The organism is Caballeronia udeis, assembly GCF_044909315.1.
Taxonomy (GTDB): domain Bacteria; phylum Pseudomonadota; class Gammaproteobacteria; order Burkholderiales; family Burkholderiaceae; genus Caballeronia; species Caballeronia udeis_A.
Window position 1 is genome coordinate 20,809 of sequence record NZ_JBIYEB010000042.1, and the last position, 17,086, is coordinate 37,894.

Annotated in this window: 12 protein-coding genes; 10 read left to right on the forward strand and 2 right to left on the reverse strand. The window is 57.0% G+C overall.

Translation table 11 applies throughout. The features are described from left to right. The first annotated feature begins 4 nt into the window (after positions 1-4). The 8 genes from ABH944_RS40265 to ABH944_RS40300 all read left to right on the forward strand — a co-directional run bounded on the left by ABH944_RS40265 (position 5) and on the right by ABH944_RS40300 (position 10,395). Positions 5-1,078 carry an HlyD family secretion protein gene (locus ABH944_RS40265; protein WP_404614117.1) on the forward strand — a complete coding sequence of 358 codons (1,074 nt, stop codon included), beginning with the start codon at positions 5-7 and terminating at the stop codon, positions 1,076-1,078. Next, complete coding sequence (locus ABH944_RS40270) at positions 1,078-2,676, forward strand: efflux transporter outer membrane subunit (RefSeq protein WP_404614119.1); 1,599 nt, start codon at positions 1,078-1,080, stop codon at positions 2,674-2,676. The genes ABH944_RS40265 and ABH944_RS40270 overlap by 1 nt, the downstream gene beginning before the upstream one ends. A 402-nt stretch (positions 2,677-3,078) precedes the next feature. After that, complete coding sequence (locus ABH944_RS40275) at positions 3,079-3,534, forward strand: (2Fe-2S)-binding protein (RefSeq protein WP_404614121.1); 456 nt, start codon at positions 3,079-3,081, stop codon at positions 3,532-3,534. Further along, positions 3,531-5,756 (forward strand): xanthine dehydrogenase family protein molybdopterin-binding subunit, encoded by a 2,226-nt coding sequence (locus ABH944_RS40280; RefSeq protein WP_404614123.1) that lies wholly within the window; start codon positions 3,531-3,533, stop codon positions 5,754-5,756. The genes ABH944_RS40275 and ABH944_RS40280 overlap by 4 nt, the downstream gene beginning before the upstream one ends. Before the next feature lie 12 nt (positions 5,757-5,768). Next, positions 5,769-7,061: a c-type cytochrome gene (locus ABH944_RS40285; protein ID WP_404614125.1), complete on the forward strand. Its 1,293-nt coding sequence runs from the start codon at positions 5,769-5,771 to the stop codon at positions 7,059-7,061. 641 nt (positions 7,062-7,702) lie between these two features. After that, on the forward strand, positions 7,703-8,452 hold the full coding sequence (locus ABH944_RS40290) for an alpha/beta fold hydrolase (RefSeq protein WP_404614127.1): 750 nt from the start codon (positions 7,703-7,705) through the stop codon (positions 8,450-8,452). A 155-nt stretch (positions 8,453-8,607) separates the two neighbouring features. Beyond that, positions 8,608-9,462, forward strand: a complete 855-nt coding sequence (locus ABH944_RS40295; RefSeq protein ID WP_404614170.1) for a fumarylacetoacetate hydrolase family protein — start codon at positions 8,608-8,610, stop codon at positions 9,460-9,462. 213 nt (positions 9,463-9,675) lie between these two features. Next, positions 9,676-10,395: an SDR family oxidoreductase gene (locus tag ABH944_RS40300; protein ID WP_404614129.1), complete on the forward strand. Its 720-nt coding sequence runs from the start codon at positions 9,676-9,678 to the stop codon at positions 10,393-10,395. 548 nt (positions 10,396-10,943) lie between these two features. Here ABH944_RS40300 and ABH944_RS40305 read toward each other — a convergent pair. Both ABH944_RS40305 and ABH944_RS40310 read right to left on the reverse strand, forming a co-directional pair. Beyond that, positions 10,944-11,633 (reverse strand): SDR family NAD(P)-dependent oxidoreductase, encoded by a 690-nt coding sequence (locus ABH944_RS40305; protein WP_404614131.1) that lies wholly within the window; start codon positions 11,631-11,633, stop codon positions 10,944-10,946. A 218-nt stretch (positions 11,634-11,851) separates the two neighbouring features. Continuing rightward, positions 11,852-13,114 (reverse strand): amidohydrolase family protein, encoded by a 1,263-nt coding sequence (locus tag ABH944_RS40310; RefSeq protein ID WP_404614115.1) that lies wholly within the window; start codon positions 13,112-13,114, stop codon positions 11,852-11,854. A gap of 1,274 nt (positions 13,115-14,388) precedes the next feature. Here ABH944_RS40310 and ABH944_RS40315 point away from each other — a divergent pair. Both ABH944_RS40315 and ABH944_RS40320 read left to right on the forward strand, forming a co-directional pair. Next, on the forward strand, positions 14,389-15,576 hold the full coding sequence (locus ABH944_RS40315; RefSeq protein WP_404614133.1) for a porin: 1,188 nt from the start codon (positions 14,389-14,391) through the stop codon (positions 15,574-15,576). Positions 15,577-15,849: 273 nt separating this feature from the next. Then, positions 15,850-16,716 (forward strand): NmrA family NAD(P)-binding protein, encoded by an 867-nt coding sequence (locus ABH944_RS40320; protein WP_404614135.1) that lies wholly within the window; start codon positions 15,850-15,852, stop codon positions 16,714-16,716. The last annotated feature ends 370 nt before the right edge of the window (positions 16,717-17,086 follow it).

Below are 17,086 nucleotides of genomic sequence, written 5' to 3' on the forward strand. Positions count from 1 at the left end.
GAAAATGCCACTACCTGCTCAATCATCCCGAAAGCCGGTCCTGCTAGGGGCCTTAGCCTTGCTAATAGCCGGCTGCGTCTGGGGCGGCACAAAGCTGCTCTCCGAACCCAGCGCCGAAACGACGAACGATGCCTATGTCAGCGCCGACTACACGCTCGTTGCGCCGCGTATAGCCGGCCAGATTGCTGACGTCCTGGTCGACGATAATCAGGTGGTGAAAGCGGGTCAGTTGCTAGCCCGCATTGACGACCGGGACTATCGTGCCGCTCTTGCCAGCGCGCAGGGCGAGCTGACGGTAGCGATGGCTGTGGTGAGTGATTTCGATGCGAAGATTGCGCAGCATCCTGCGCTCGTCGCACAGGCGCAAGCAACCTTGCACTCCGACGAGGCCGCCATCGACTTCGCGCGTGCCAACGCCACGCGTTACCGCAATCTCTCCGCGGGCGGCGCCGGCACGATGGAGGAGCAGCAGCACGCCGTGACCGCGCTCGAACAGCAACAGGCGGACCACGATCGCGACAGTGCTGCACTGCAAGCTGCCCGGCAGGAGCTTGATATTCTGCGTGCGGAGCGTGTCAACGCGCTCGGCGCGTTGGCACGCTCCCAGGCCGCGCTCGATCAGGCGAAGCTTAACCTTTCCTATACGGAAATCCGCGCACCGATTGACGGTATGGTCGGTCAGCGCTCGATCCGCATTGGCGCAATCGTTAGTGCGGGTACGCCGTTGCTAGCAGTGGTACCCCTGTCACAAGCGTATGTCATTGCCAACTTTCAGGAAAACCAGCTTGCCCGCATGCACCCGCATCAGCCGGTGCGCATCACCGTGGACAGCTTTCCGGGCCTTGTTCTAACGGGCCATGTGAATAGCCTTGCGCCGGCGACGGGCGTCGCGTTCGCGCCGATTGCGCCAGACAACGCAACTGGCAATTTCACCAAGATCGTTCAACGCCTGCCCGTCAAGATCACCGTGGATCCCGGACAGCCTGGAGCAGCCCGGTTGCGAGTGGGTCTTTCGGTCGAGCCGACAGTCAATGTCGCCGCAAGTGATGCATCAGTTAAAGGAACGGGAGCAAATTGATGGAGCGCTCCATTTCCATTCGGTCCGTTCTGCTGGCCCTGTTCTCAGGTGCCATGCTTGCCGGCTGCACGCTCGGACCGGATTTCCAGCGGCCCAATGTTGCGGCAACGAGTGATTTCGCCCGTGCCGATCACGCTGAGGCGCCGAGCCGGCCCGTTGAGGCAACGCTCGCGCCCCAGTGGTGGGCCCTCCTTGGCGACCCTGAGCTGGTCGCGTTGGAGTCGCGGCTCGCGACCGACAACCTCGACGTCCAGGCCGCCTCCGCGCGGCTGCTGGAGAGCCGGGCCGGGTTACGCATCGCCGGTGCGGAACTGTATCCTACGTTAACCGGTGCGGCGTCCTACAACCGCGAGCAGGCGAGCCCGAATGGCATTGTTTCGCTGCTGGGCACGAATCCCGTCGGAGCACAGCCCGAATCTGCGAATGGAACCACCGCATTCGGTGTGTCCAGTTTGCCCGGCTCGAGCGGATCGCCCGCCTACAACCTGTGGCAATACGGCTTCGATGCGTCCTGGGAGCTGGACCTGTGGGGCCACGCACGGCGCGGCGTGGAAGCAGCCAACGCTGCAATGCAGGCATCGGCTGAGGAACGCCGCGCTGTGTTGCTCTCCGCTCAAGCCGAGCTTGCCCGCGACTATATCGAGCTGCGCGCCACGCAGACCCTGCTTGACATCACGAACCAGAATCTTGCGCTCGCCGGCAATAGCGTCAAGCTGACACGACTGCGGCTAACCGAGGGCGTTACGACCACCCTCGATGTCGCCAACGCATCGGCGCAGGTTGCATCGATCGAAGCTCTGATGCCACCGCTGCAGACGCGCCGCGACGCACTGATCAACGCACTAAGCTTCCTGCTCGGCGAAGAACCCGGTGCACTCGCACAGACGTTGGCAGACCCGCGCGATATTCCATCGCTACCGGCCCAAGCGCCGATCGGCTTTCCGTCGGAACTGGTACGACGGCGTCCCGACATCCGGCGTGCGGAAGCACAACTGCATGCCGCAACTGCCGAGATCGGCGTTGCGCAGGCCGACTTCTATCCCCAGATCTCGCTCTCGGGTAGCCTTGGCTCACAGTCGCTCCAGCTTTCCAGCCTGGGCGACTGGGCTTCGCATCAGTTCGTCTTCGGTCCTTCGATTTCGCTGCCCATTTTCCAGGGCGGAAGACTCAGGGGCACGCTCCAGCTGCGCAAGGCTCAGCAGCAGGAAGCGGCGATCATCTTCCAGCGCACGGTCTTGCAAGCCTGGCACGAAGTGGACGATGCACTGTCCGCCTACGATGCCGAGCAGCGCCGCCGTGACCATTTGAAGGAGGTGGTGCAGCAGGACCAGCTCGCGTTTGCGGTCGCGCAGCAACGGTATCGCGAGGGCGCCATTGATTTCCTCAACGTGCTCGCCGTGCAGAAAGACCTGCTAAACGCCGAAAGCGATCTGGCGCAGAGTCAGGCAGGTGCTGCAGTCAATCTCGTCACCCTCTACAAGGCCCTCGGCGGTGGTTGGGAGACGGCCTTCCCGGAGGATTCATCCGCTGTGGAGCACACCGGATCCATGCCACTGAAAACCGTCGGTACCGCAACCAATGGATCGGCTCCGCAATGACCGCTTGACCTTGTGCACATCCATCCATTCGGGAGGATGCCGGTGCCCAATTGACCAATTGCCACGCCGGTGACATTGCCGCTTGGGGTTCCTGGTTCCTTTGTCGATGATGAGGCTGGCAATGTTATTTCCCGTCGCAGGAAAGATCATCAACGGCGATGGAAGAAGCACTTTTTCTAACGGAGGTGGGGCCTGGACGAATGCTCTGATGCACATGTGTCCGGAATAGGTGTCGTTCCAAAACTTGCAACTACGTGTACGGCGACTTGATCTTTTGTCATTTAACAAATGACCCTTTGATCTGGAAACTAACCATCGGTTCGCGCAAAATCCGTAAGCAAGCTGGCTCGTAGTTTCTATCCAGTGGTTCGCGCCTTCGGTTGAACATATCTTGGAGAGGCAATGGTGTCCCTACATGTCAATGGTACGGGCTACGAGTTGGATGTTCCAGATGATATGCCGCTGCTTTGGGTGCTGAGAGACGTCATTGGTCTCACCGGAACTAAGTTCGGCTGTGGCATTGCCCAGTGCGGCGCGTGTACGGTGCATCTGGACAGTGACGTTGGCCGCGCTTGTGTGACCCCGGTGGCCGCCTTGGCAAACCGCAAAGTCACCACCATCGAAGCCGTGGCCAATTCGCCTGTCGGGAAGCGGGTGCAACAAGCATGGCTTGAGGTTGATGTCGTGCAATGCGGTTATTGCCAGTCGGGACAGATCATGTCAGCGGTCGCACTGCTTGGCCGCATCCCAAGACCGACAGATGCGGACATTGATCTCGCAATGGCAGGAAACATCTGTCGTTGTGGGACATACGAGCGGATTCGTGCAGCCATTCACCGGGCAGCGGAGGCAGCATGATCGATAAGAATGAGGTCGAGTACGGTCGGCGTGCCTTCCTGAGAATTGGCGGCGGTGTTGGTTTAACCGTAGGCGGAATGCTCCTGTTTGGCGTTAGTCTGTCTGCAACTGCGGCTCCAGTATTGGGGAAGGGCAATTCGCTAGTTGATTCTTCTGATCTCAGTGACACGCGTGGTGATTTCATCCCGAATGCATTTGTGCGTATTGCACGAGATGGGCGCATCTGCCTCGTCATGCCGAAGGTGGAAATGGGGCAAGGTGTTTACACGTCAATTCCAATGCTGATTGCTGAGGAACTCGAAGTATCCCTCGACAACGTTGAAATCGAGATCTCAGCTCCGGTTGCCGCGCTCTATACTGACCCGCTGCTAAGTGCGCAAATAACGGGGGGATCGAACTCAATGCGCTACGCGTGGGAGCCCTTGCGACGTGCAGGGGCTGCCGCACGCGTTTTGTTGATCCAGGCTGCGGCCAGTCAGTGGAGCGTCCCCCCGGAGAGCTGCCATGCCGAGAACGCACGGGTCATTCATGGGCCGACCGGCCGCACGCTGGAGTACCGGCAACTGGTTGAGAGGGCTACGAGGTTGCCGATCCCTCAGGACCTCGCCAAGACCGTTACGCTGAAGGATCCACGGCAGTTCCGCCTTATTGGCCGGCCGGTGAAACGTCTTGATTCTCCCGAGAAGGTCAATGGCAGTGCGGTATTCGGTATCGATGTCCGGATCCCGGGAATGCTCTACGCGGTTTCTATTACAAGTCCGGTGGCCGGAGGAAAGATAAAAGCGGTTGATGACCGGTTTGCCCGGGAAATCCCAGGTGTACGCCAAGTCGTTACGCTCGAACATACTGTCGCGGTCGTCGGTGATCATACCTGGGCAGCAAAGCGAGGTCTTGATGCCATGGTGATCGAATGGGACGATGGACCGAACGCGTCGCTTGATACACGGATATTGCAGCAGGATCTGCGAACGGCGGTATTGAAAAGCGGGGTGGTGTCCCGGCAGGCCGGTGACGTTGAGGAAGCGTTCGCCAAACACACCAGGCATTATGAGGCCGAGTACACTCAGCCGTTTCTCGCGCACGCTCCCATGGAGCCGCTGAACTGCACGGTTCATGTCAGGCCGGACGGTTGTGACATATGGACAGGAACGCAAGTGCCGGTCTGGGCGGTGGACGCCGGCGTGAAGTATACGGGCTTGCCGCGGGAGCGAATCGTCCTCCATAACCGGCTCCTTGGTGGGGGCTTCGGCCGGCGCAGCGAAGTGGATATTGTCATCCAGGCTTTGCAGATCGGAAAGCAGGTGAATGCGCCACTCAAGCTTACGTGGATGCGGGAAGAAGACATTCGTCAATGTACGTTTCGACCTATGTACCACGACAGGATCGCGGCGAGTCTCGACGAACACGGGTGGCCCGTAGGTTGGCGGCATACTGTGGCCGGCTCGTCTGTGCTTGCGCGTTTTCAGCCGAAGAACTTTCAAGGCGGCCTTGATCGGGATGCCGTTGCCGTCGCATCCGATCTGCCCTATGCAATTCCCAATCAAAGGATCGAGTATGTCAGACAGGAGCCACGTGGAATCGTCACCGGCTTCTGGCGTGGCGTAGGACCGGTACGAGGAACCTTTGTCGTTGAAAGTTTTATCGACGAACTGGCGGTGCAGGCAAAGACCGATCCCGTCGCTTATCGCCGGGCGCTGCTGTCGCCTGCGCCGCGTGCGCTTCATGTTCTGGATGTCGTCGCCCGTGAGGCGGGATGGGAAAAACCCCTTGATGCCGGCGCGGGACGTGGCATAGCGGTGATGCATGCGTTTGGCAGTTTTCTGTCTGCGGTTGTCGACGCAGACGTTTGCAATGGCGAGGTCCATGTGCGGCGGGTGGTGATCGCCGTAGATTGCGGGCATGTCGTCAATCCGGACACAGTCGATGCGCAAATTCGTGGAGGCGCGATTTTCGCCATCACTGCCGCGCTATATGGAGGTATCACAATCGATCGAGGGCGAGTCGTGCAGGGCAACTTCAATGACTATCGCATCATGCGCATCCATGAAACACCTCGCATTGAAGTTCACATGGTACAGAGCAACGAATCGCCGGGCGGGATAGGTGAAGCTGGGTGTGCGGTCCTGGCGCCAGCCCTCGCAAACGCAATCTTTTCCGCGACCGGCAAGCGCTTGCGTCACCTGTCAGTGGGAAGCCAGCTGGCTGACGGCAACTTCGCTTGAGGACAAACGGTAATGAATGTTACTACGTTCAGTAGCGTTTTCGTGTCAATACTCGCAACGCTCGCATTCACTGCAAACGCTCAAAGTCAGGATCCCAATTCCAGACTGATCGAACGAGGGGAATATCTTTCGCGGGTCGGAAACTGCGCAGCCTGTCACACGGCGCCCGGTGGTGCTCCGCTATCAGGTGGCTTACCGATGGTTTTGCCGATGGGCAGGATCTTCTCAACGAACATTACTCCCGAGCCGGCAACAGGAATCGGTAAGTACGCCGAACGAGATTTTTCCCGCGCACTACGTGAAGGAGTGGCGAAGGACGGCCACAACCTCTATCCGGCGATGCCGTACACATCCTATGCGAAGGTGAACGACGCAGATATGCATGCACTATATGTATACTTCATGCACGGGGTACGTCCGGTACAGAAGGAGAATCGGCAAGCGGACCTCAGTCGGCTGCTTGGCATTCGCTGGCCGCTAAAGATCTGGAACGCGATCTTCCTGGACTCAAAGGTATATGAGCCTGTGCCGAGTCATGATGCGCAGTGGAACCGCGGAGCCTATCTGGTCCAAGGTCTGGGGCATTGCGGAGCATGCCATACTGCGCGCGGCGTTGCCGATCAGGAACTTGCGCTCGACGGCTCGCGGGCCGGATTTCTCGGAGGTGCGTTAATCGATAACTGGTACGCATCCGATCTTAGCGGAGACTCGATTACGGGACTGGGACAATGGACTGAAGCGGACGTCTCGGAATTCCTCAAGAGAGGTTCAAATCAACACGCTACCAGCTTTGGGTCAATGGTTGAAGTTATCAATCAAAGTACGCAGGGTATGACTGATGCGGATGTGGCTGCGATGGCTCATTACCTGAAGTCATTGCCCCCGGCTCCTGATTCGGCCGAAGAGAAGGCCGCATACATTTCGCAATCTACTGTGGCCGCGCCTATTTTGGATGGAACGTCGGTACAAAGCGGGAAGGGCTTGTATGCAATCTATTGTCTGCAATGTCATGGCGCTGATGGGAAGGGAATGGCACCACTGATTGCGCCTCTTCAGCGTAACCCAAATCTGCTCGAACCAGATGCATCATCATTGATCAATGTCTCGCTGAACGGCACCGGAAGGGTGGTGATCCAAGGCGTCCCGATGGCATACCCAATGCCGTCTTTTGGAGCGGTCATGAGCGATCGTGATATTGCAGAGGTGCTGACTTACATCCGCGGCAGTTGGTGTAACCACGCGGATGCGGTAAGCGAAAGGAGCGTCACGTTAATGCGCAACCGAACGAAATCTCCTGCACAGTAAGAGTAAGCCTCGCATTGTGTTTTGAGCGGCGGATGTAGGTCGCATGAGTTTCGATGAGCGCATTTTGAACAGCACGGGTGTCCTGTTGAGGATCGGGTATTCGCCGTGCACTCAGAGTACTCACTTCAGCTTTCACAAATATGGACTTTTTGATAATCATCAGGACGGTGCGATAAGCCTGAAATTGAACGCCGACCTAGAATGTATACACAGGATTCGCTGGCGAAAGTTGTCTGGATAGAGTTCAGACAACGAGGCTCAGCTTATTCCCGAATGGATGCAGTCACGAGACAGCGGCATGTAACGGGATAAAGGAAAAGCTGACCAGGCAGGGGATGGCCATGATGATGGTCCACTGCCGCGGCAGTTGCCGGACCTCCTGCGCTGCAATCGACGCGCTGGCGAAGTCGCGCGTACGTCTGTCGGGTCTGAACGGCGTCAACGCCGCGGATCTGATCAACGCTGCTCTTGAATACCAACACGCGGCATCAGAGGACGTGAGCGTCACAACGTTTTCAGCGGCGTTGCAGGGACACGTAACCGCGATTTCACCGAAACGGAAACGAAGCGCCGCATAAAAGGGCAGTGTGCCAGACGTACCGCCCCATCTTCAATTCACCCAACCCATTCTGGAAGGACATATGAATCTCAAATATGACGATGTAGGGACAGGTACACCGGTCGTCCTCGTGCACGGACTTGGCGGTACCGGCAACGTTTTCGGGGCGCAGGTGGCGGCACTTTCACCCAGCTTCCAGGTTGTGGTCCCGGACCTGCGTGGCTGTGGACGTAGCGACAAGGGGCCGATCTCCATCGAGGCGCTTGTCGCGGATGTTGTGGAACTGATCGACGGCGCGGGTTTTGAAAGCGTCCACCTCGTAGGGCATTCGCTGGGTACCGTCATCGTGCAGCGCTTGGCCCTCGAGCATCCGCAGATGGTGCGTAGCATTGCGCTGATCGGGCCGATCCAGGCAGCGCCGGAGGCCGCGAAAACAGCGATACGCGATCGTGCGGAGCAGGCCAGGAAAGCCGGTCTGACAGGTATCGCCGACGCAACCGTGAAAGGCGGCACGTCGCCGGAGACCAAGCGCGACCATCCGGAACTGGCGGCTTTCGTGCGGGAGCTTGTCATGCGACAGGATCCTGAAATGTACGCGCAGACCTGCGAGATGATTATCGGCCTCGAACCGGCCGAAATCGAGAAGCTGCGGATTCCGGCGCTGGTTGTGACGGGTGACCAGGATGCAACGTCTCCGCCCGCAACTGCGAAGGCAATTGCCGGCAAGATTCCTGGCTCGAAGTATGTCGAACTTCCGCAGTGCGGGCACTGGACGCCCATCGAAAAAGCGGCAGCAGTGAATGAATTGCTGCTTCAGTTCCTGACGAAATAGAACGGATGACCCATGCGGCGGTGTCGCGCTGAAGTCAAGATTTGCAGGGGCTCGACACCGCAGCCAGGAATGTCAATTTCGCCGAAATCCATGATCTTGACTTTTGTCTTCGTGCCAATAGGCACGTCATTGAATCACTACTTTCAGCTGGGAATATGAAGCTAGTACGCTTTGGTCATAAAGGTGCTGAGAAGCCAGGTATCGTCGGGTCGGACGGGGTTGTCCGTGATCTGTCCGCACACGCCGCAGACATTGATCCCCAACTGATCGGGTCGGGCTCACTGCCGGGCCTCGATTCAGGGGAAATCGATGCCTTGCCGGGAGCGCCCGCTGGTTCCCGGCTTGGTTGTCCCATCGGAAATATCGGAAAGGTGGTTGGAATCGGACTGAACTATCGCGAGCACGCAAAAGAGGCTGGCGCCGAGATCCCAAAGGAGCCAATCATCTTCCTCAAGGCGAATACGGCCATCACAGGTCCGTTCGATGACGTCATTCTTCCGGAAAACTCAACGAAATCGGACTGGGAGGTGGAACTCGGAGTTGTGATAGGGCGCCGTGCGAGAAATGTTTCAGAAGCCGTAGCGCTCGATCATGTCTTTGGATACGTCATTGTGAATGACGTATCGGAGCGTGAACATCAGCTTGAGCGAGGTGGTCAGTGGACAAAGGGCAAGAGTCATGACACGTTTTGCCCTATCGGGCCCTGGCTGGTAACTCGGGACGAAGTGGGCGACGAGCAGGCGCTGGATCTGTGGTGCGAAGTGAACGGTGAGCGAGTACAGCATAGCAATACAGCGGACATGATTTTCTCTGTCGCGCAGTGTGTGAGTTACATCAGCAAATTTATGACTCTGCTTCCGGGCGACGTGATCCTAACGGGAACACCGCAGGGCGTTGGCCTTGGTTTCAATCCGCCGCGTTACCTCGACGGTGGATACACCATGCGGCTTGGTATTGCCGGTCTTGGCAAGCAGGGCCAGTTGGTCAAGCGCTATGACGAGCACAGGTAAGACATCAATGTGTGCAGTGAGATCGCTTGGGATTCTGGAAGATCACCGTCGTCAAGTTGAAACCTTCGACCCGCTGACTCGGTAGATTCAAATGCAGAGTTCCGACTTGAAGAAAGCTTTTTTGGTACTGTGTTTGCCGAACAGTCCGGCCCACACTGACGGCAATGATTCAGAAAATCAAACTGGGGTTTTTGTATTGTATCGGAGGAAGTTATGTCGCTTAAAGGTAAACGGATTGTCATTCTCGGCGGATCGTCTGGAATGGGTTTCGCTACGGCGAAGGCTGCGGCAGATGAAGGTGCACTTGTCGTAATTGCGTCTAGCAGCCAGGAGAGGGTAGCGAAGGCACAGGAGCAACTGCCGCCGAGTGCGGAAGGTCATGTGCTCAACCTGCAGGATGAGGGTAGCATCAAGTCGTTCTTCGAGAAAATAGGAGCGTTCGACCATCTGGTGTACACCGCTGGCAATCCTTTGCTAATGGCTAATCAGAAGGATTTGAGCTTCCAGGATGCGCAGGCATTTTTTGGCGTCCGCTACTGGGGTGTCTTCCTGGCCACGAAGTACGGTGCAGGCCAGATTCGTGAGGGTGGCTCGATTGTCCTCTCCTCCGGGATGGCAGCGCGCCGCCCCCGTAAGGGCTCGTCCGTGGTATCGAGCGTCTGCGGGGCGATTGAAGCGCTCGCGCGTGCGCTTTCGGTAGAACTCGCGCCGCTCCGGGTCAATGTGGTTTGCCCTGGAACTGTCAGGACTAGTCTTTGGGATAGTTTCCCCGAGGCTGTCCGTGAGGCGACATTTCAACGCGCAGAAGAGAACCTTCTCGTCAAGCATGCCGCTGAAGCGCATGAGGTGGCCGAAGCTTACCTCTATCTGATGCGAGGCAGCTTTACGACGGGCCAAGTCGTAGTTGCCGATGGTGGGGCATCGGTGGCCTGATAGCTCACCGCCTGACATGCGGGTGCGAGTACGCCGGTGCAATATCGGCGGAGATGCGGCGACGCCTTTACGTGTGAGATGGATCACTTCTCGACATGACGCACCTGCCGCCAACGGTGTCTTGTATTCGGGCCGGCAGCTTCGGACTGACTCCATCAGCTTTGCGGTGTGGTGTCCGATGTGCCGGCGCAAGTTCGGCTAGACGGGCAGACCCCGGCTGCTCATACCTACCCTGCACTGCTGGGGAAACACGGCCGTGCTCCACGTGCACCGGCCACTGACAAGTTCGGATGACGGAGGTTCTTGTCTGACCGGTGCCACTCGGGATACCAATTTGGAGCGAGGACCGACGCTGGACGTTGTCAAGTTCCGTTCCAGTGCGGATTCAGAAGGGCCATCAACGACAAACAAAGGGTGTCTTCGAATCTTGACGGCGAAGTCGCCTCGCCTATCAGCCCACCTGTTTTGCGTAGACAGCGCGGCTCATCGGTCGACGTGTACCGTTTGCGCCAATCGACCACCGAAGATTTTCGCGCCTTCTGCCATCCTCACCACGGCAGGATTTCACCATGACGGTCAGTAAACCGAAGTCCCGGCACGCCCGCGTTGCGCTCGACCATATCGACCACGAGCGGGATGCTCTCCGAGATCTCGAATGTTGCCTCTGGTCCGCCCATTTCAGTACGGACCCAGCCTGGAGCGACAAGGAGAAGTGCGTGCGAGTCGTCCGGATGGCGTGTCGAGAACGCCTTCATCAACATATTCAGCGCCGCCTTGCTCGAACTGTAAAGCTCCCAGAATCCGAAACTGTTTGTAATGCTGCCGATCTCGGACGACATCGCTGCCATCACGCCGTTCTCCACGACAATGTCACGAAATACCTCAATGACACGCATTGGACTAAGTGCATTCGTCAACATCATGTCGAGGAAGTCGTTCTCATCCACCTCGGCGGATGTCAATTCATTTGCCTTGCAGATACCCGCGTTAACGAACAGCGTGTTCAGCTTGCGCCCCTCAAGCCGTGCGCGCAGGGCCTTCACCGAGGTCAGGTCTACGATATCCACCGTCTCGAGTTCAAGCGATTCCGGATAGCGTTCGCGCAGGCTCTCAAGTCCAGCGGACTTACCCCGCGATGTCGCTATTACGTGCCAGCCCCGTCCACAGTATTCCTCTGCGAGGGCAAGGCCAAGGCCACGCGAGGCACCTACGACAAGAACATTCTGCCTGACTGTCATTCCAATTCTCCTACCTCAAATAGCTGTCAGATACGGAAACGGGTTGTGATATCCGTGTTTCCTCATTCGGCGCTGCCTCTGTGTTGAGCAAAGTTAAAACATTCGAATTCTCTATACGTAAGTCAAAGAGATAACGCATGCGGTCTCGACTCAGATAAGGAATACTAAAGTAATAGTCTTTAAATTATCCGATCTCGAACACAGTGACATTTTGGTTCTTACATGGGGGGTGTTGGGATGAGTCGTTTGTAGTAGACCCCGTCCTTCATCACGACCTTGATGTTGTCGCGATCCTGTAAAAGCTTGATGTTCTCGACCGGATCGCCCTCGACGAGCAGCAGGTCGGCGAGGTAACCATCGCTGACAAGACCGAGGTTTGGTATGTCCATGATTTCTCCACCCCATTTAGTGGCCGCCATCAGGGCATCGGCGGGAGTGAAGCCAACAATGTTGACGAAGTGTTCCAGGTCGCGTGCGTTGGTGCCAATCGGATTCCATGCGAACCCGTAGTCGCCGCCCGGGAGAATCCGCAGACCGCGTTTCCTGAGTTCGCCGTACACCTTCGAGCATTGCTCAAGCATGGTGAAGAGCTCGCTTTTTTCGACAAACTCTCTGGTAATGCCCCACGGTTCTGCCTCGTACGCGGTTGCGTAAATTACGCCGATGGCCGGGGCGAGAAACACGCTGTCGCGCTTTGCCTCGAGCAGGTCATACGTCTCGCCCTCGATGAAATCGCAGTGGTAGATAACGCGGAAGTCATACTTCAGGGCAAGCTTCACGGCCGCATCCGCACGGGCGTGACACGACAGCCAGGCGCCGCGCATATGGGCCTCTTCCGCAGCGGCGGCGACCTCCGCTTCCGTATAGGAAAGGCGGCGGGCGAACCCCGGACGTCCAGCAAACATGTCACCCGAGATGTTGAGCTTGATCGTATCGACACCCTCGCGAATCAGCATTCTGACCGTTCGCCTGATTTCTTCGGTGCCGTCTGCAATCAATTCGAAGCCTTGGTGGTTCGTGTGGTACTGACGTTCGTCGCCAAGACCTCCTGTTGATGTGAGTTCCGGCGAGGCCGCCCGCATGCGCGGCCCCGGGAATTTTCCAGCATCGATGGCATCGCGAATCACCGCCTCGAGCCGGAACTTCGCCGAAGCCGCCGAGTACAGGCTGGTGAAGCCGGAGTCCAGCATCAGCTTGACGTTCTGCAGCGCGAGGATTGTATGTTCTTCAAGCGGAATCAGCCCTAGGTCACCGAACTTCGCCATGTTGCTGTAGGTCACGTGCGAGTGGGCTTCGACGAGGCCGGGCATCAGCGTCATGCTTTTCCCGTCGATGGTGTCATAGTAGGATTCGCGCGTAATCCCGCCATTTCCGCGCGCCACGGTGCGGATCAGATTGCCTTCGACAAGCGCTTCGCCCACGAACGTTGGCGCACCCGTGCCGTCGAAAATCTTCACGTTGGTAAAGAGTTGTGGATTCATGTTTTGCCTCGCTCCAAAAAGTGGCTGTCCAGTCGTAGTCGCTGCACGGCCTTTAGTTTTTACAGGCTAGCACGCACTAGAAGAGCAGGGTATTGGTCATACACCTGGAGTGCACGCGTGGACCCTGAAAAAAATGGACTGTCTGATAAGCGAGTGCCGGCGGAATCTCGGGAGCGTGTGAAACATAGCGGATTCCGGAGAAATCCAGTCACTGAGCTGGATTGCCGGATACGCGACCGGACGTTCCGATACCGGAATTTCTGTTCACCAAATCACCTTGATATACGTCTGATTTATTCTTGAGATCTGACCGAGCTTCCGCACCGCTTATGTGCGGATACGTGAATTCTTAAGCGTTGGCAGAAGTTCGATAGCTCGGCGACTCCCTAGTGAAAGCACTCGGGGGCACTACTGAGCGAGTGCCCGACATGGTCCGCTTCAACATCATTCCCGCGAGTGTGGTACGGACTCAACGGATAGGCCATGAACCCAACGGCAGGCAAAGGATGCGGAACGAAATAGCCGTTAGCTAGCTTGTGATATCGGGAATTGAGCCGGCATTATTTTGCTTGTTCTTCCGCCGAATTAGGATAACCATAACGGCATACCTGTTATGAAAAAATGTCATATGTAAGGTTATACAACAAGTTTTTTTATCGTGGAGCAAGTTAAATAATCTGTATAACTAACAATTGCGCCAGTGAAATTAATATCGGTTAAGTCGACAAGTAGAAGTAAGGGGACGTAACGCACACGCTATCTACTGGAGAAACTTGCATGATTTTTTGGGAGCGAACGCTCAACAATATGAGCATATTTGCCGAGGTGGCCAGTAGTGGCATGTTGCCCCGCCGGCGAACTGCGCAACATGCCGAAACCCGGCGTCGGGCGCGGAATCGCCCGGCTGGAGGTGCTATTTGAAGTAGGACGGTTCGACCGAAATCAGTGCCCGGTTCCTTCTTTTCGCGCGTGCACAGATCGCCTCAACTGCTCTTACGATCAGCCGGTTGATATGTGTCCCGTCTCTTTAGACCACAAGGTTTGCAGAAAAGGTAGATGCAAGCGCGCTGCTCTGCACAGCGATGTCAAGCAAATTGCGTTCACATTAAACCTTGATTTTCCCGTTGGCCTTGGTCGGGCACGTCATCGACCACTTCGGCTCATCTGCCTGTTAACTTTTTGCGACGGGCTTTTTTTTTCGATATTTCGGAAGGAGGCGCTACGTTATCGTCCATTTCGCAATAACCAAATCACTCATCCACACGGAGAAACAGATGAAACGAACAACGCTCTCGACACTCTCGCTGATGCTGTTAGCCGCCGCAGGCGCAGCACATGCACAAAGCAGCGTCACGCTATACGGCACCATCGATACGTCGATTACCTACATTCATAATGCGAATGCAGCTGGTCAAAACCAATGGTCGGTCGGCAACGCGAGTTACGGGGATCTTTCCGGTAGCCGCTGGGGTCTGAAAGGTCAGGAAGACCTGGGCGGCGGCCTGAAGGCGATTTTCCAGTTAGAAAACGGGTTTAATCCGAGCACCGGGCAACTTGCGCAGGGTGGCCGGGAGTTTGGCCGCCAAGCATTTGTAGGTTTGTCGTCGGGTCAATATGGCACGTTCACATTAGGTCGCCAATATGACCCGCTGGTTGACCTTGTGCAGGGCATTACCGAAGACAACTATTTCGGGAGCGGGTTTGCAACCGCAGGTGACGTCGACAACTACGACAACAGTTCCCGTACCAACAACTCGATCAAATACCTGTCGCCGGCGTTTTATGGCCTGCAGGTCGAGGGCCTGTATGCGTTCGGCGGCGTTGCGGGACAGACGGGCTCGGGACAGACCTGGTCGGCCGCCGCCGCGTATAACAACGGCCCGATCTCGGTGGCGGCGGGTTACTTTGTGGCGGACAATCCATCGGTGAACGGTCTCGTGCGCCCATCGACGGCAACGGGCTCCGGCTGGGGTGGAACGTCTGACGGCACCTTTGACGGCTCGCTGATCAACCTGGGCTTGCAGAGCGCGAAGTCCATCAACATTGCTCGCGTCGCCGTACAGTATGTGGTGGGTCCGTTCACGCTCGGCGCGGCTTATAGCAACTCGCAGTACAAGTCGGATGGACAATCGGCATTCGCGGCGACCGAGAAGTTCAACACAGGGCAGGGTTTCCTCAACTACCAGGTCACCAAGGCAATCTTGCTGGGCGTGGGTTACAGCTATACGAAGTCGAGCGGCGAAACGGGGGCGACGTACCATCAGGTCAACTTTGGCGCGGACTACAACTTGTCCCCGCGCACTGATGTATATCTAGTGGGCGCCTGGCAACACGCAAGCGGAGAAACGCTCAGCGCAAGTGGCACCGCCGTGGTAGCCGCACAGGCGTCCGTGGGCTCCTACGGGTACGGTGGCACCAACACGCAGGAGGTGGTTAGCCTCGGACTGCGTCATAAGTTCTGATGATGCTGCAACTGCAGTGCTCATAGCGAAAGAACAGCGCGTAACAGATTAGAGCCGGTCGTCAGCATGAGCTGACAACCGGCTTTGTTTTCGCGCCCCTGCGGGGAGCGCCCACGGGGGGGATGAAAGTCATTTACACGCGCAGCAATCGAGGTTCAGCTATGCCATACCGTTATGGAAGGTATGACGTGATGGCGGTCCTAATCTGATGAAAGAAGAACGAGAATGTTGAAACACCGAGTTTGATGCAGTTCTAGCTACAAGGGGTCCACTATGTTTTCTCTTATTGGAGTCACTGGCCAGGTAGGAGGCGTTGCTGCCCGGCTGCTTCTCGCAAACGGATGTGACGTTCGCGCCGTCATTCGAAATCCAGACAAGTCGTCGACGTTGCGGGAGGAGGGGTACGAGGTATCGCTCGCTGATCTGCGGGATACGCAAGCGTTGGCGATGGCGTTCCAGGGAGCGGAAGGCGTCTTTGTGATGTTGCCCCTGAACTTCGATCCGTCTTCGGATTTTTCAGAAGCGCACGAAATCGTTTCGTCTTTGCACGACGCGATTGTAACCGCACAACCTGGCAAGGTCGTCTGCCTGTCGACCATTGGGGTTCATGTGCCGCAACCAAGCCTGCTTACGCAGGTTAGCTATCTGGAGCAAGCGCTCAGCAAGCTCCCGATGCCGGTCGCGTTCGTGCGTGCTGCGTGGTTCATGGAGAACGCCTTATGTGATGTTGAGCCTGCACGTGAAAGCGGGGAGATTCCCTCCTTTCTTCAGCCTCTTGGCCGGACGATTCCCATGGTGGCAACGGCCGATATTGGACGCGTGATTTCAGAAACACTCATGGAAGAGTGGGACGGTCTTCGGATCATCGAACTTGAAGGTGACAGGCGCATTAGCCCGAATGATATCGCCAAGACCTTTGATCGGCTGCTGGGACGGGAGGTCCGGCCGAAGCTGATTCCCCGAGACGCGTGGGAGGAAATGTTTCGCGCGCAAGGCATGAAGAATCCTGGCCCGCGCATGCAAATGCTCGATGGCTTCAACGAAGGCTGGCTGAAGTTCGACGGCCGTCGGACTGAAACACGAATTGGGCGCGTGCCTTTAGATATCGTGCTGCGTGAGCTTGTTCGAAACGCGGGCTAATCCGGACTCAGTGTCTGGCCATGGCGAGGTGCGAGCGGTGTTCGAGATCGGGTGGTGAGAAGATCCACGCACTCCTGCGTGGTGTGTGACGACGAGAATGCTATTGCGTAGCCGATGCCGTATGGATATTGAAGATCGTGACGACAACTGTCGTTGCGTATCGGAAGCGACTCGGCAGCTAGAGACTGTATAGAAGCATTGAGCAGTTATCCAGACGACATCGCGGCGTGGTTTCCGTGTCAGTCATATGTCGCGCAGGTCGCTGCACGAAGCATCGTCGAGGCCGTGGCGACATGTGTTTTACCTGCACCCGCTCCAGGTCGATTTTTCCAGTTTTATTTTTATTCCGCACGAGATGCGTCCGGGATTG

What these genes read in the sequence shown, in the direction of transcription:
- ABH944_RS40265 (WP_404614117.1), top strand. Translation starts at nt 5, where the DNA reads ATGCCACTACCTGCTCAATCATCCCGAAAGCCGGTCCTGCTAGGGGCC.
- ABH944_RS40270 (WP_404614119.1), top strand. Translation starts at nt 1,078, where the DNA reads ATGGAGCGCTCCATTTCCATTCGGTCCGTTCTGCTGGCCCTGTTCTCA.
- ABH944_RS40275 (WP_404614121.1), top strand. Translation starts at nt 3,079, where the DNA reads ATGGTGTCCCTACATGTCAATGGTACGGGCTACGAGTTGGATGTTCCA.
- ABH944_RS40280 (WP_404614123.1), top strand. Translation starts at nt 3,531, where the DNA reads ATGATCGATAAGAATGAGGTCGAGTACGGTCGGCGTGCCTTCCTGAGA.
- ABH944_RS40285 (WP_404614125.1), top strand. Translation starts at nt 5,769, where the DNA reads ATGAATGTTACTACGTTCAGTAGCGTTTTCGTGTCAATACTCGCAACG.
- ABH944_RS40290 (WP_404614127.1), top strand. Translation starts at nt 7,703, where the DNA reads ATGAATCTCAAATATGACGATGTAGGGACAGGTACACCGGTCGTCCTC.
- ABH944_RS40295 (WP_404614170.1), top strand. Translation starts at nt 8,608, where the DNA reads ATGAAGCTAGTACGCTTTGGTCATAAAGGTGCTGAGAAGCCAGGTATC.
- ABH944_RS40300 (WP_404614129.1), top strand. Translation starts at nt 9,676, where the DNA reads ATGTCGCTTAAAGGTAAACGGATTGTCATTCTCGGCGGATCGTCTGGA.
- ABH944_RS40305 (WP_404614131.1), bottom strand. Translation starts at nt 11,633, where the DNA reads ATGACAGTCAGGCAGAATGTTCTTGTCGTAGGTGCCTCGCGTGGCCTT.
- ABH944_RS40310 (WP_404614115.1), bottom strand. Translation starts at nt 13,114, where the DNA reads ATGAATCCACAACTCTTTACCAACGTGAAGATTTTCGACGGCACGGGT.
- ABH944_RS40315 (WP_404614133.1), top strand. Translation starts at nt 14,389, where the DNA reads ATGAAACGAACAACGCTCTCGACACTCTCGCTGATGCTGTTAGCCGCC.
- ABH944_RS40320 (WP_404614135.1), top strand. Translation starts at nt 15,850, where the DNA reads ATGTTTTCTCTTATTGGAGTCACTGGCCAGGTAGGAGGCGTTGCTGCC.